13 protein-coding genes are annotated in these 12,728 nt (G+C 72.8%); 4 read left to right on the top strand and 9 right to left on the bottom strand.

From position 1 onward, the window contains the following. Positions 1 to 123: 123 nt before the first annotated feature. The 5 genes from Q2K16_RS01665 to Q2K16_RS01645 form a co-directional block, all read right to left on the bottom strand. Positions 124 to 699 carry a TetR/AcrR family transcriptional regulator gene (locus tag Q2K16_RS01665; RefSeq protein ID WP_302743177.1) on the bottom strand — a complete coding sequence of 192 codons (576 nt, stop codon included), beginning with the start codon at positions 697 to 699 and terminating at the stop codon, positions 124 to 126. A gap of 13 nt (positions 700 to 712) precedes the next feature. Next, positions 713 to 2,221, bottom strand: coding sequence for an MFS transporter (locus Q2K16_RS01660; RefSeq protein WP_302743176.1), 1,509 nt, complete (start codon positions 2,219 to 2,221; stop codon positions 713 to 715). Positions 2,222 to 2,322: 101 nt separating this feature from the next. After that, entirely contained in the window at positions 2,323 to 3,207 is an 885-nt protein-coding gene (locus tag Q2K16_RS01655) for a fructosamine kinase family protein (protein ID WP_302743175.1), read from the bottom strand. After that, a complete protein-coding gene (locus tag Q2K16_RS01650; RefSeq protein ID WP_302743174.1) occupies positions 3,204 to 3,848 on the bottom strand; it encodes a hypothetical protein in 645 nt (214 codons plus the stop codon). The genes Q2K16_RS01655 and Q2K16_RS01650 overlap by 4 nt, the downstream gene beginning before the upstream one ends. Positions 3,849 to 4,021: 173 nt before the next feature. Continuing rightward, positions 4,022 to 5,263, bottom strand: coding sequence for a hypothetical protein (locus tag Q2K16_RS01645; protein WP_302743173.1), 1,242 nt, complete (start codon positions 5,261 to 5,263; stop codon positions 4,022 to 4,024). Between the two features lie 168 nt (positions 5,264 to 5,431). Here Q2K16_RS01645 and Q2K16_RS01640 point away from each other — a divergent pair, with 168 nt between their 5' ends. The 4 genes from Q2K16_RS01640 to Q2K16_RS01625 all read left to right on the top strand — a co-directional run bounded on the left by Q2K16_RS01640 (position 5,432) and on the right by Q2K16_RS01625 (position 8,770). Then, positions 5,432 to 5,872: a YkvA family protein gene (locus Q2K16_RS01640; RefSeq protein WP_302743172.1), complete on the top strand. Its 441-nt coding sequence runs from the start codon at positions 5,432 to 5,434 to the stop codon at positions 5,870 to 5,872. Positions 5,873 to 6,263: 391 nt separating this feature from the next. Further along, a complete protein-coding gene (locus Q2K16_RS01635) occupies positions 6,264 to 6,839 on the top strand; it encodes a hypothetical protein (protein ID WP_302743171.1) in 576 nt (191 codons plus the stop codon). 244 nt (positions 6,840 to 7,083) lie between these two features. Further along, positions 7,084 to 7,767, top strand: coding sequence for a lytic polysaccharide monooxygenase auxiliary activity family 9 protein (locus tag Q2K16_RS01630; protein WP_211291402.1), 684 nt, complete (start codon positions 7,084 to 7,086; stop codon positions 7,765 to 7,767). Between the two features lie 202 nt (positions 7,768 to 7,969). Continuing rightward, positions 7,970 to 8,770, top strand: a complete 801-nt coding sequence (locus tag Q2K16_RS01625) for an ABC transporter ATP-binding protein (RefSeq protein ID WP_302743170.1) — start codon at positions 7,970 to 7,972, stop codon at positions 8,768 to 8,770. A 37-nt stretch (positions 8,771 to 8,807) separates the two neighbouring features. Here the strand turns inward: Q2K16_RS01625 and Q2K16_RS01620 are convergent, their stop codons facing one another. Genes Q2K16_RS01620 through Q2K16_RS01605 form a run of 4 tightly spaced genes read right to left on the bottom strand, consistent with a single transcriptional unit; the run spans position 8,808 to position 12,725 of the window. Next, positions 8,808 to 9,620, bottom strand: coding sequence for an ABC transporter ATP-binding protein (locus tag Q2K16_RS01620; RefSeq protein WP_302743169.1), 813 nt, complete (start codon positions 9,618 to 9,620; stop codon positions 8,808 to 8,810). Next, positions 9,617 to 10,651 (bottom strand): FecCD family ABC transporter permease, encoded by a 1,035-nt coding sequence (locus Q2K16_RS01615; RefSeq protein ID WP_302743168.1) that lies wholly within the window; start codon positions 10,649 to 10,651, stop codon positions 9,617 to 9,619. The genes Q2K16_RS01620 and Q2K16_RS01615 overlap by 4 nt, the downstream gene beginning before the upstream one ends. Continuing rightward, positions 10,648 to 11,688 carry a FecCD family ABC transporter permease gene (locus Q2K16_RS01610; protein ID WP_302743167.1) on the bottom strand — a complete coding sequence of 347 codons (1,041 nt, stop codon included), beginning with the start codon at positions 11,686 to 11,688 and terminating at the stop codon, positions 10,648 to 10,650. Before Q2K16_RS01610 ends, Q2K16_RS01615 begins: the two co-directional genes overlap by 4 nt. Then, positions 11,688 to 12,725 carry an iron-siderophore ABC transporter substrate-binding protein gene (locus Q2K16_RS01605; protein WP_302743166.1) on the bottom strand — a complete coding sequence of 346 codons (1,038 nt, stop codon included), beginning with the start codon at positions 12,723 to 12,725 and terminating at the stop codon, positions 11,688 to 11,690. The genes Q2K16_RS01610 and Q2K16_RS01605 overlap by 1 nt, the downstream gene beginning before the upstream one ends. Positions 12,726 to 12,728 lie beyond the last annotated feature (3 nt).

Below are 12,728 nucleotides of genomic sequence, written 5' to 3'. Positions count from 1 at the left end.
GGGTGTGCGGAGCGGAACGAAACCACCTCGCCGATCGACGAGAGTGGATGAGAATACCGTCTGCGGCGCGACGTCGACAGCTGCCGACGTCGCGGCCGTGACAGGCCGCGCGGGTCGCACGGCTCAGGGCGTGAGGGTCTCCCACAGGTGCGGGTGCCGGGTCAGGTGCAGCAGCCGTTCCGCCAGTCGTCGATGGGCCGGGGTACGCGTCGGGGCGCCCCACAGGGGCGCGGTGCCCATGCCGTCCGCCGCCGCGACCACGAGCGCCAGCACGTCGGCGGGCAGCCCGTCGGCGGCGAGGGCCGCCGCCAGCCGTTCCGCGTCGGCGCGGGCGAGTTCGGCGACCGCGGGCAGCGTCATGAGCTGGGTGATCAGCGCCAGCGAGGCGCGTACGGCGGCGTCGTCCGGCGCGACCGACGCGCGCAGGTAGGCCCGGGTCAGCCGGCCCGGTGCGGTGTCGGCGGGGTCCAGCGCGGCGTCGATGCCGGCCTGGAAGGCGGCGAGCTGGTCGCGGGCCAGTTCCAGGATCAGGTCGTCCTTGCTGGCGAAGTGGTAGATCAGCCCACCCTTGGACACCCCGGCGAAGCGGGCGATGTCGTCCAGCGAGGCGTGTATCCCCCGGGCGCGGACGGCGTCCGCGGCGGCGTCCAGCAGGGCACGACGGGTGTCCTGAGGCGACCGGCCGGCTGTGCGTCCCACGGCGACACCGTACCTACGGCCGCGGCGGGCGCGGTGAGGGGACGAGCACCCAGGCCAGCACCGCCGCGCCGAGGGTCAGTGCCGCGGCGAGCGACGAGGTGACCTGGACGCCGGTGATGAACGCGTCCCGGGCACCGGCCGCGGCCTGCGGCGGCAGCACCTGTAGCGCCGAGCCCAGCGAGTCACGGACCCGGGCCGCGTCGGCGGCCGGCAGCCCGGGCGGCACGCTCACCGCGTGTCGGTAGACCAGCGACAGCAGGGAGCCCAGCACCGCGATGCCCAGCACCACGCCGAGTTCGTTGGCGGTCTCGGTGATCGCCGAGACGGAACCGGCCTTGCGCGGGGGCGCGGCCGAGATGATGGCGTCGCCGGTCAGCGTCATCGCCAGCCCGATGCCGAGGCCGATGGGCACGAGCGCCATCCCCAGCCACAGGTACGGCGCGTGCGCAGCAGCCGCCACCGCGGCCAGCCCCGCGGCGGCCAGGCCCAGGCCGAGCGCGATGGCCCGGCCCCGGCCGAACCGGGCCACGACCAGCGCGATGATCACGACGACGACGATCGAGGCCAGGGTCGCGGGCAACTCGGCCAGGCCCGCCTGCAACGGGCTGAACCCCCTGGCGAACTGGAGGTACTGCGAGAAGAAGAACAGCATGCCGACCAGTGCGAAGATGGCGATGACGTTGGCGACGACCGCCCCGAGGAACGCCGGGTTGCCGAACAGCTCGACGTCGAGCATGGGCTGTTCCAGCCGCCGCTGCCGCCTGACGAACAGCACCCCGGCGGTCACGCCGACCAGCAGGCAGGACACGGTCACGCCGTCGACGCCGGCCCCGACCACGTGCTTGACGGCGTACACCAGCGGCACGACCGCCGCCATGGACAGCACCGCGGAGAGCACGTCGAAGCGGCCCGGTCGCGGGTCGCGGGACTCCGGGAGCAGCAGCAGGCCGGAGGCCACCACCAGGATCATCACCGGGACGTTGATGAGGAAAACCGAGCCCCACCAGAAGTGCTCCAGCAGGAACCCGCCCACCAGCGGTCCGACCGCCGACCCGGCGCCGAAGGCGGTGGACCAGATGGCGATCGCCCGGGTCCGTTCGCCGCTGTCGGTGAAGATGTTGCGGATCAGCGACAGGGTGGACGGCATCAGCGTCGCGCCGGCCACGCCGAGCAGCAGCCGGGCCCCGATCAGGGCCGGGGCGCTGGGGGCGAACGCGGCCAGCAGCGAGGCCGCGCCGAACGCCACCGAACCGATCAGCAGGACCCGTTTACGTCCGAACCGGTCGGCCAGGTTGCCCATCAGCACCAGCAGCCCCGCCAGGGTCAGCGAGTAGACGTCACCGATCCAGAGGACCTGTTCCGCGGTCGGTGCCAGGCTCGCGGTCAGCGCCGGCACCGCGAGCGAGAGCACCGTCCCGTCGACGGCGAGCAGCAGCACCGCCGCGGCCAGCACGGCCAGCGCCGCCCACCGGCGGCGGGTGGACAGCACCGGAGCGGGAACCGGGGTGGAGGACGTGATCACGCCGGAACTGTACCGACCAGCCGGTACAGTTCGTCAGGGTGACCTGCCGCACCCCCGGCTGCCGGGCACAGGCGACCCGGGGCTGCCACGCTCCGGGCCGGTCAGGTCCGCGCCCGGAACGGGGCCAGGGTGGCCCGGATCGTGTCGGCGGCACCCCAGTCGTCGTCGAACTGGGCCAGCACCGCCAGGTGCTGCCGTAGCTGGATGATCGGCATGCGGGCCGGCCAGTCGGCGTCGAGGCCGGTCAGCTCGGCGTAGACGGCGAAGAACCGGCCCGACTCCGGTGGCGCCGCCGTGGTCCACAGGTGCGCCAGGTCCACCTCGGCCCACACGTACGACACCGCCGGATCGATCAGCGCCGCCCGACCCGCCCCGTCGGACAGCACGTTCTGCGACCACAGGTCGCCGTGGGTCAGGCAGGCCGGCCGGACCGGCAGCAGCTCGGGCAGCCGGGCACACAGCCGTTCCACCGCGGCCCGGTCGGCGGCACCGAGCGCGGCCCGGACCCTCGGCTCGCGCAGCCAGCGCAGCAGGCGGTGCTCGGCGAAGAAGGCGAAGCCGTCGTCGGCCCAGGTGTTGACCTGCCGACGACGCCCCAACCAGTTGTCACGGTGCCAGCCGAAACGGGGATGGACGGTGCTGGTGTGCAGGTGGGCCAGCGCGTGCGCGAACCCCTCCCAGAACGCCCCGTCGCGCGGCCTCGGCGCAAGCAGCGACAGCACGAGCAGTTCCCGGGTCGCCACGATCACGTCGGGGGTGGCCAGTCCGCCGAGTTCCCGCAGGGCCGTCAGCCCCTCGGCCTCCGCGTCGAAGGCGTCGCCGTCGGGCGCTTCGCCGAAGGTCTTGACGAAGACCGGCGGTGCGTCCCTGCGGTGGGCGATCCCGGCGAGCGCGGCGAGGCCACCGCTGACCGGCTCGACCGTGACGACGTCACCGATCCCGGCCCGCAGCAACCGTTCGGCGAGCAGTTCCGTCGCCCCGGTCACCCGCCGGTGCCCTCCTCGGCGCCGTCGTGCTGGTCGCCCTCCAGGTAGACGTGCTGGTGGCCGTGGCCGGCGTCGACGTTGACCTGATCGAGTTGGGTGGCGGCGACGGACCAGGCGGCGGCGGCCTGCTCCGCCTGCCGTTTCGCCAGCGCGGTCAGCGCGGCCCGCTGCGCGGGCGGCCCGGTGACCGCGAGGAGATACGACTCGACGGCCAGGGACGTCTGCTCCACCGCGCCGCGCAGCCCACCGCGCGCCACATTGGTCGCCGTGGTGCCCGACGGTGGGTTGGCGAACGGCTCCGCCGCCCGCAGCAGGGTCTGCTGCCACTGGCGTGCCTGCTGCGCGTCGGCCGTCGGCTCGGCCCGCAGGGCATCGAGCACGGGGGCGATCTGCTCGCGGAGGCGTCGAGCGGTGGCGGTCAGCTCGGTGATCTGCTGGGTGTCCCGCTTCGCCTCGGCCCGACGCAGGTCGGCGACCGTCGACTCGGTGGCGTCCGGTCGACCGACCGCGTACCCGATGCCGCCGCCGACGAGGGCGACGACGAGCCCGACCGCGGCGACGACGGCGAGCCGTGACAGCCGGCGGCGTGGTGGTGGCGACGCGGACAGCAGATACGAGGGCCTACCGGTACGACGCGACACGTCATCTCCCTGCTCGACGGGGCCTTGTCGCAGCATAGTGCCGCCCCGGCGGGCAACGGGGTCGGCGAATGTCGCCCGCGCCGGCCGGACCGCGCCGAGCGTTCGTGCCGGTGGCCCCACCCCGGGGGGCACCGGTGCGCGTCAACCGATCTGCCGCCGCCGACCCGCCACGGTCACCGCAGGGGCACCACGGCGTCGGTGTCTCCGTGGTGGCGCAGCACGGTCTCCGGTGCCGGATCGTGGCGCAGCAGCGTGTGCCGGACGAGTTCGGTGCCGGCGGCGAGATCGTCGAAGACCGCGATCTCCAGGCTGACGGCGTGGGTGACGTGGCCGCCGGAGGCGTCCCTGCGCATGCTGCTGCCGCTCTGCCGGGCGTGGCCCAGGCCCCGGTCGCGCAGTGTCCGGTCGAGGGCGCGGGTCACGGTGCTGGCGTACCCGCGCGGATCCGGCCGTCCGCCGATCTCCAGGTGCAGGCTCAGCCGGTGGCGGCGGGCCCCGCGCAGTGCGCTCGGACCGAACCATCGTGCGACGAGGGAGCCCTGCGCCGCGCCGGTGACCGTTTCGAGGATCCAGCAGACCTCGGCGGGGTGCGCGGGTCCGGCGAGTGCGCGCAGGACCACCGGGTGCCGGCCACCGGCGGCGGCGAGCGTCCGGCCGGTCTGCGCGGCCAGGCTCAGGTCGCGGCCGGCGACGGCCCGGGCCGGCAGGTCACCGAGAGCGTCCCGCGCCGGCCCGGGCACGGCATCGGCGACGGTACGCCCGGCGGCGGCGAGCAGCTCACGCCACGCGTCGAACGGGAACTCCGACCGCGGGCCGCGGAGGCTGTAGAGCGTGAAGTCGCCGGCCTGGCCCTCGTCCTGCTCGACGGTCCAGTTCCCGGCGTCGTCGCGTTGCCAGGTGACGCCCCTGTCGCGCCCGTCGCACCGGTACAGCCAGGAGCGGGCCGTCGGCCAGTGGGCGGCGTCGGCGGGGCCGGTGCCGAAGGCGGCGGCCAGCAGCGGGGTGACCGCGTCGATGTCGTCGTGCTCACCGAGCAGCACGAACCGGCCGGCCAGCGCCACCAACGGGCCGGGATGCGGCAGGTCCGGGTCCCGCAACGCGACGGCCCGGGCGATCAGGTCCAGTTCGTCCCAGCGCAGGGCGTGCGGGAAGGGATGCGCGTCGTCGTCCCAGCCCAGCGGCAGCGGCTCGGTCGCGCCGGGCGGGCACACACCGAGGTTCACCACGCCGAGGTCGATGTCGATCTCCAGGACGAGCGTGTGGCCGCCGCCGACGTCGGCCGTCACCGTCCACCCGGGATGGTCCTCCCAGCGCTCGTCGTCGTCATCACCGTCGTCGTCTCCCTCGGGCCGGTCGAAGGCCGACCAGAAGGACGGGTCTTTCAGCAGGTCACGCAGGTCTGGGGCGAGGGGCACGCCGGGCATCGTACCCAGTCCCCCGGCCCGCCCCGGCATACCACCGGGTGCAGGTCCACGACGGCGGGGGTGGGACGACCTCGTCGTCGTGCCGGCCGGCGGGCGCGGTGGGCCTCTGCGACGATGCCCTGGCCGAACGGGCGGGGGTGGCGGAAGGGGGCGGCGCGGATGGCCGTGGACATCCTGGTCGGTGGCGCGGTCGCGGTGGCCGTCTCGTGGGTGGCGTTGCTGGTCGGTCTGCTGATCGTACGACCGAAGGGCCCGTTGCTGAGCGAGGCGCTGCGGATCCTGCCCGACCTGGTGCAGCTGCTGCGGCGGTTGGCAGGTGACGCCACCCTGCCGCGTGGCGTCCGGGTGCGGTTGGGCCTGCTGCTGACCTATCTGGTGATCCCGATCGACCTGATCCCGGACTTCGTCCCGGTGCTCGGGTACGCCGACGACGCGATCGTCGTCGTCGCGGTGCTGCGGTCGGTGGTCCGCAGGGCGGGTCTCGGGGCGGTGCGTCGGCACTGGCCGGGCACGGAGGACGGTTTCGTCGCGCTGTGCCGGCTGACCGGCGTGCGCCACGCCGGCAGCGACCGCCACACGGGCGACGCCGGTCCCGGCTGACGGGGTGCGACCGCCCATCGGATGCCGGGGCGTGGAGAACCGGTTCCGGCGTCCTCACCTGCGGAGACGATCGGGCCGAATCCCTACTGACGCCCGTCAATGTTGCCAGAGCGGCTCCAGACGTGTTGGAATGGCTCATATCGCCGCAGCACGGGGGCAACCGTGCTGAGCACGGCCAGCACGGGAGCACCGCGGTACGGGCAGCGCGCCACCCTGGCGGACGCCTGCACGTCACCGCGCCGGGCCATCGTCCTGACGGCGGGCATCCCTCCGGGCAGGCACCTGCGCCCGCCCTGCGCACCCCTGGCACGTGTCCCCGACGACCGGCGCGTTCGACGCCCCGAGCCGCCGTCGGTCCGCCAGCACAAAACCGGCGACGAGGTGAGAAGCGATGAGTTCCCCCGAGAGTTCCGCGTGGTACCGGCACCGCCTGGTGTGGGTGGCGGTGATCCTGCTGGTGGTGTCGGTCGGTACTGTCGTGCTGGCCAACCGGGGCAGCACGAGGGCGGAGTCGGCGGACCTGCCGGCGCAGATCGTGGCCCGGATGCGTACCACGCTCGAACGGGCGGACCCGGCCCAGCACCAGCATGCCGGACACGACGCCCAGCAGGGTGCCGGCGCGGAGAAGCCGCCGGTGATCTGCGGGGTCCGCGTCTACGGCTACGAGCCGGCCGGGGCCACCACGTTCGCCGACGTCCGGACGGTCTACGGCTTCCACCTGTGCGGGATCGCCGAGCAGAAGCGTCCCTGGGACGTGGCGGTCAAGCTGGCCGGCCCGCTGATCATGGACATGTCCACCGATCCTCCGGGCATCCGGGTCGTCGAGGCGACCGCGGAGGTGAGGTTCGTCGACCGGCTCCGGGAGATGTTCCCGCCCGCGTACGCGACGATGGCGCAGCAGGAGGCGCTCGGCGCGACGGAGATGGCCGACCTGCGTCGCCGTTACGACGCCGCCGCCAAGCTGTGACGCGCCGGGCGTCGTAGCGGTCGTTCCGGCCGCCGGACCCGGTATCGACCTGTGGCGATGCCGTGTCCCCGATCCGTCGTGCCCGTCGCCGATGCGGTGATCTCGGACAGCTCGACCACATCCGACAGCTCGATCCAATCCGACTAAACATCGATCAACGTTGATATTTCTCCGCATAGGTGCCACAGTGGATTCGGGAGCATTCGCCTCCCGATGTCTCGTACCGACGAATGGAGGATGAACAGTGCGTTCACACCAGTCCGACCAATCCGGCGGACGTCCCCGGTCAACCGCCCGCCGGTCCCTCCAGGCGCTCGTCCTGATGTTCGCCATGGTGGTCGGTACGCTGCCCATGACCAGCCCCGCCCAGGCGCACGGGACGATCATCAACCCGGCGACCCGGGCGTACCAGTGTTGGCAGACCTGGGGCAGCCAGCACACCAACCCGGCCATGCAGCAGCAGGACCCGATGTGCTGGCAGGCGTGGCAGGCCAACCCGGACACCATGTGGAACTGGATGAGCGCGTTGCGCGACGGCCTGGCCGGCCAGTACCAGCCCAGCACCCCGGACGGCCAGCTGTGCAGCAACGCCCTGTCCCGGAACAACTCGCTGAACAAGGCGGGGGCCTGGAAGGCGACCACCGTCAGCCGCAACCTCACGGTCCAGATGTACGACCAGGCCAGCCACGGTGCGGACTTCTTCCGGGTCTACGTCACCAAGCAGGGGTTCAACCCGGCCACCCAGACGGTCGGGTGGGGCAACCTCGACCTGATCACCACGACCGGGCGGTACGCACCGGCACAGAACATCTCGTTCAACGTCTCGATCCCGTCGTCGCGTACCGGAAGCCACGTCCTGTTCTTCATCTGGAAGGCGTCGCACGCGGACCAGACCTACATGTGGTGCAGCGACATCAAGATCGCCTGATCGACGACGGAGCACTCATCCGGCCCAGGGCTGCCCCGCCCTGGGCCGGGTCCGTTGCCGATCCTCGACCGCCCGCCTGTCACACCGCTCCCGGCTCAGCCGGTCCGGGGCCCGTCCCACCCCGGGAGATTCGACCGGGCTGACGCTGGAGAAGTTGTTACGGTTTCCGCATGCTGCCCGACCGCTGCCGCAGGGTTTCTCCGTGACCGCGCCGCCGGTGCTGTGCGTGACGGACGCGGCCGTCGTCCGCGACGGCAGGCCGATCCTGTCCGAGGTCTCACTGACGGTACGGGCCGGCGAGCACTGGGCGCTGCTCGGCGCCAACGGGGCGGGCAAGAGCACGCTGCTCAGCCTCCTCGGGGCGGTCGCCCATCCCACCCGCGGCACGGTCGAGGTGCTGGGGCACCGGCTGGGCCGGGTCGACCTGCGGGAGCTGCGTTCCTACGTCGGCCACGTCAATCCACGGCACGACCCGGGTTCGCCGCTCACCGTGCGCGACGTCGTGCTGACCGGGCTGACCAACACCAACGACCGCGTTCCCCGTTGGCAGCCGACGCCGGAGCAGGTCGCCGAGGCCGACCGGTTGATCGGCCTGCTCGGCCTCGGTGAGCGGCGCGGGGAGCGGTGGCCCACCCTGTCGCAGGGGGAACGGGGCCGCACGCTCATCGCCCGCGCGTTGATGCCCAGCCCCCGCCTGCTGCTGCTCGACGAGCCAGCGACCGGCCTCGACGTGGCCGGACGCGAACAGCTCATCGAGCGGCTCGACGCGCTGCAAGACACCTACCCGCAGCTCGCGTCCGTCCTGGTCACCCACCATCTGGAGGAACTTCCTCCCGGGACGACCCACGTCATGCTGCTGCGGGACGGACACCCGCTGGCGTCGGGCCCCGCCGACGAGGTCCTCACCAGCGACCAGGTCAGCAAGTGCTTCGACCATCCCATCCGCCTCACCCGCACCGACGGGCGGTGGAGCGTACGGGCGAGCCGTCCGGCCCGCCGGTGAGCTGAGCCGGCGGGGAGATCCCCGGCCACCGACCGGGCTAGGGGCGGCCGGCCGAGACGTGGTGACGGCCGATCGGCAGCATCAACGGCCGGCCGGAGACCGGGTCGACGATGACCCGGCTGTCCAGGCCGAAGACGGCGCGGACACACTCCTCGGTCAGCACCTCGGCCGGCGGTCCGGCCGCGTGCAGGCCGCCGTCGGCGAGCGCGATGAGGTGGCCCGCGTAGCGGGCCGCCATGTTCAGGTCGTGCAGCACCATCACGATGGTGGTGCCGCGCGTGGCGTTCAGGTCGGTGAGCAGGTCCAGCACCTCGACCTGGTGACTGACGTCGAGAAAGGTGGTCGGTTCGTCGAGCAGCAGCAGCTCGGTCTGCTGGGCCAGCGCCATCGCGATCCACACCCGTTGGCGCTGGCCGCCGGAGAGTTCGTCGACCGACCGGTCGGCCAGGTCGGCGGTGTGGGTGGCGTCGAGGGCGGCGGCGACCGCGCGGTCGTCGTCCCTGCTCCAGCGGGACAGCAACCGCTGGTGCGGGTTGCGGCCCCGGCCCACCAGGTCGGCCACGGTGATGCCCTCCGGCGCGATCGGCGACTGGGGCAGCAGGCCGAGGGTGCGGGCCAGTTCCTTGGCCGGCATCCGGTGCACCTCCCGGCCGTCGAGCATGACGTGACCGGTGCGCGGGGCGAGCAGCCGCGACATCGACCGCAGCAGCGTCGACTTGCCGCAGGCGTTGGCCCCGACGATCGCGGTGATCCGGCCGGGCGGCACGAGCAGGTCGAGCGATTCGATGACGACGCGGTCGCCGTAGCCGACGGTCAGCTTCCGGGTCGTCAGTGCGTGGTCGGTGGTCACAGCGAGCCTCCGGCGCGGTTCGTACGGACGAGCAGGTAGATGAGGTACGGGGCACCGAGCACCCCGGTGATCACCCCCACCGGGAACCGGATGTCGAAGGCGAACTGGCCGATGAAGTCGGCGACCAGCACCAGCAGCGCGCCGACGAGGGCGGACGGGAGCAGCGGTGAGCCACCGGCCCCGACGAGCCGGGCGGCGATCGGCCCGGCCAGGAAGGCCACGAACGCGATCGGCCCGGTGGCCGAGGTGGCGAACGCGATCAGGCCGACGGCCGCGACGATCGCCACCAGCCGGGTACGTTCCAGCCGGGTGCCGAGCGCCGCCGCAGTGTCGTCGCCGAGTTGCAGCATGGTCAGGCTGCGGGCCCGGCTCAGCAGCACCGGGCCGAACAGGGCCAGGGCGACCAGCACCGGCACCGCCTCGTCCCAGGTGGAGCCGTTGAGGCTGCCGTTGAGCCAGCGGGTCGCCGCCTGCAGGTCCCACTGGCCGGCCTGGTTGAGGATGTACGCGGTGGCGCTGTTGAGCATGGCGGCGATGCCGATGCCGATCAGCACGAGCCGGGTGCCGGCCACACCGTCGGTGAACGACAGCAGGTAGATGAGCACGGCGACGCCGAGCGCGGCGACGATGGCGAAGACCGCGACGCCGGTCTCGCCGAGGCCGAGCACGATGATGGCGAAGGCCGCCGCGGCGCTCGCCGCCGAGCTGATGCCGATGATGTCGGGGCTGGCGAGCGGGTTGCGCATCATGGTCTGGAAGGTGACCCCGCCCATGCCGAAGCAGAGCCCGGTGGCCAGGGCGAGGACCGTGCGGGGCAGCCGGAGTTCACCCACGGTGAACGACGCGCCGGGCACGGTCTCGCCGAGGATCACCCGCAGCACGTCGCCGGCCGGGTAGAAGGTCCGCCCGACCATCAACGAGACGGCGACCATGGCGGCCACCGCCAGGGTGAGGGCGGCGAGCACGGCGCGGCGTCGTCGGTTGCGCCGGACCCGGCCGCGGGTGACGGCCTCCAGGGTCGTGGTGCTCACAGTTCACGTACCTTCTGCCGGCGGACGATGTAGATGAAGAAGGGGGCGCCGATGAGGGCGGTGATGATGCCGGCCTCGATCTCGTCGGGGCGGTTCACCACCCGTCCGGCGACGTCCGCGACGGTCAGCAGCGCGGCACCGACCAGGGTCACGAACGGCAGCAGCCAGCGGTGGTCGAGTCCGACGAGCAGCCGGCACAGGTGCGGCACGATCAGGCCGACGAAGGCGATCGGTCCGGCGACCGCGGTGGCGGCACCGCAGAGCACCACCGCGCCGGCGGCGGCGATCCCGCGGACCAGGGCGACGCGTTCGCCGAGGCCGGCGGCGAGTTCGTCGCCGAGCGCGAGGGAGTTCAATGCCCGGGCGCACAGCAGGCAGATGGCCAGCCCGGCGAGCAGGAACGGCAGAACCTGGCCGATGCTGTCCCAACTGGCCCCGCCGACGCCGCCGACCTGCCAGGACTGGAAGTTCTCGGCGATGTCGCCGCGGGGCAGCACGACCGCGGCCACCAGCGACGCGAGGGCGGCGGAGGTGGCCGCCCCGGCCAGGGCGATCTTGAGCGGGGTGGCGCCGCCGCGACCGAGCGAGCCGACCGCGTAGACAAACAGCGAGGACACCGCCGCTCCGGCGATGGCGACCCAGATGTACGCGGTGGCGGTGTACAGGCCGACGGTGGCCATGCCGACGGCGATGGCCAGCATCGCGCCCATGTTCACCCCGAGGATGCCCGGGTCGGCGAGCGGATTGCGGGTGACGCCCTGCATCACGGCGCCGGACAGGGCCAGGGCCGCGCCGACGAGGGCGGCGAGCGCCGTACGGGGCAGGCGTTTGACGACGGCCGCCTGGTCGAGGGTGTCCTGGGTGCCGCCGAGCGCGGCGGTGATGTCGGCCCAGCCGACGATCCGGGAGCCGAAGGCCACCGACGCGACCAGGGCGAGGGCCAGTGCGCCGAGGACGACCAGGAGCCAGGTCAGGCGCGTCCGGGCCGGGCGTCGCCGCAGGGCGACGTCCGGCCCGGATGTCGTCGGAGCGGTCATCAGAGCTTGTCGGCGGCTTTGCCGAGCAGGTCGACGTAGTCCTTGAGGACGTACGAGACGCCGAGCGGCGTCGGGTTGGCGGCGGTGGCGACCGGGGTGCTGCCGGGGAGGGAGACGAAGGAGCCGCGCTTGACGGCGGGGATCTTGGACAGCAGCGGGTCCTTCTGGAGGGTGGCCAGGGTGGTGCCGTCGGCGTCGCCGTAGGTCACGATGATGTCCACGTCGCTGAGGTTCTGCACCTGCTCGGCGCTCTGGGTGAGGCTGAACTCCTTGGTCGTCGCGGAGGCCTTCGCGATGCTCTCCGGGTGGGTCATGCCGAGGTCGGTGAAGAACTGCGCCCGGGTGTCGTTCGTGGTGTAGAAGCTGATCTTGCTGAGGTCGGTCGGGTCGAGGTGGGTCAGGAACATCGCCGACCTGCCGGCGAGCTTCGGGTAGCGGGCGGCCTCGTCCTTCATCTGCTTCTCGATCTTCGCGATCAGGGCATCGCCCTCGGTGGCCAGGCCGAGGGCGATGCTCTCCAGCTTGATGCTGTCCCGCCAGGACGTGGCCCAGGGCGCCTTCGGGTACGCGACGACCGGCGCGATCTTGGTCAGGGTGTCGTAGTCCTGCTTGGTCAGGCCGGAGTAGGCGGCCAGGATGATGTCCGGCCTGGTGTTCGCCACCGCCTCGAAGTCGATGCCGTCGGTCTCGTCGAAGAGCACCGGGGTCGACGCGCCGAGTTCCTTGAGCCGCGCGGCGTCCCAGGGCAGCAGCCCGTCGCCGTCCTCGTCGCCGAAGTTGGCCTTGGCGTAGCCGACCGGGACGACGCCGAGGGCGAGGGGGACCTCGTGGTTGGCCCAGTTGACGGTGGCGACCCGCTCGGGCTTCTTCTCGATGGTGGTGGTGCCCAGCGCGTGGGTGACGGTCAGCGGGAAGGTCGCCGTCGCGGACCCGGACGCGGCGGGCTCCTCGTCGGTGCCGGCGGATCCGCCGCAGGCGGCGAGGGCGAGCGTGGTGGCGACCGCGACGATTCCGGTGAGCAGCCGGGTGGGGCGCATGCG

Origin of the sequence: Micromonospora cynarisoli, from assembly GCF_030518815.1 — a bacterium.
GTDB classification, from domain to species: Bacteria; Actinomycetota; Actinomycetes; order Mycobacteriales; family Micromonosporaceae; genus Micromonospora; species Micromonospora wenchangensis.
The sequence above is the reverse complement of the archived record's forward strand: the minus strand, read 5'-3'. Positions and strand labels throughout refer to the sequence as shown.

Excerpts from the sequence above, each read along its gene's own strand:
- Q2K16_RS01640 (WP_302743172.1), top strand. The coding sequence starts at position 5,432 with ATGGCCGTGGACATCCTGGTCGGTGGCGCGGTCGCGGTGGCCGTCTCG.
- Q2K16_RS01635 (WP_302743171.1), top strand. The coding sequence starts at position 6,264 with ATGAGTTCCCCCGAGAGTTCCGCGTGGTACCGGCACCGCCTGGTGTGG.
- Q2K16_RS01610 (WP_302743167.1), bottom strand. The coding sequence starts at position 11,688 with ATGACCGCTCCGACGACATCCGGGCCGGACGTCGCCCTGCGGCGACGC.
- Q2K16_RS01605 (WP_302743166.1), bottom strand. The coding sequence starts at position 12,725 with ATGCGCCCCACCCGGCTGCTCACCGGAATCGTCGCGGTCGCCACCACG.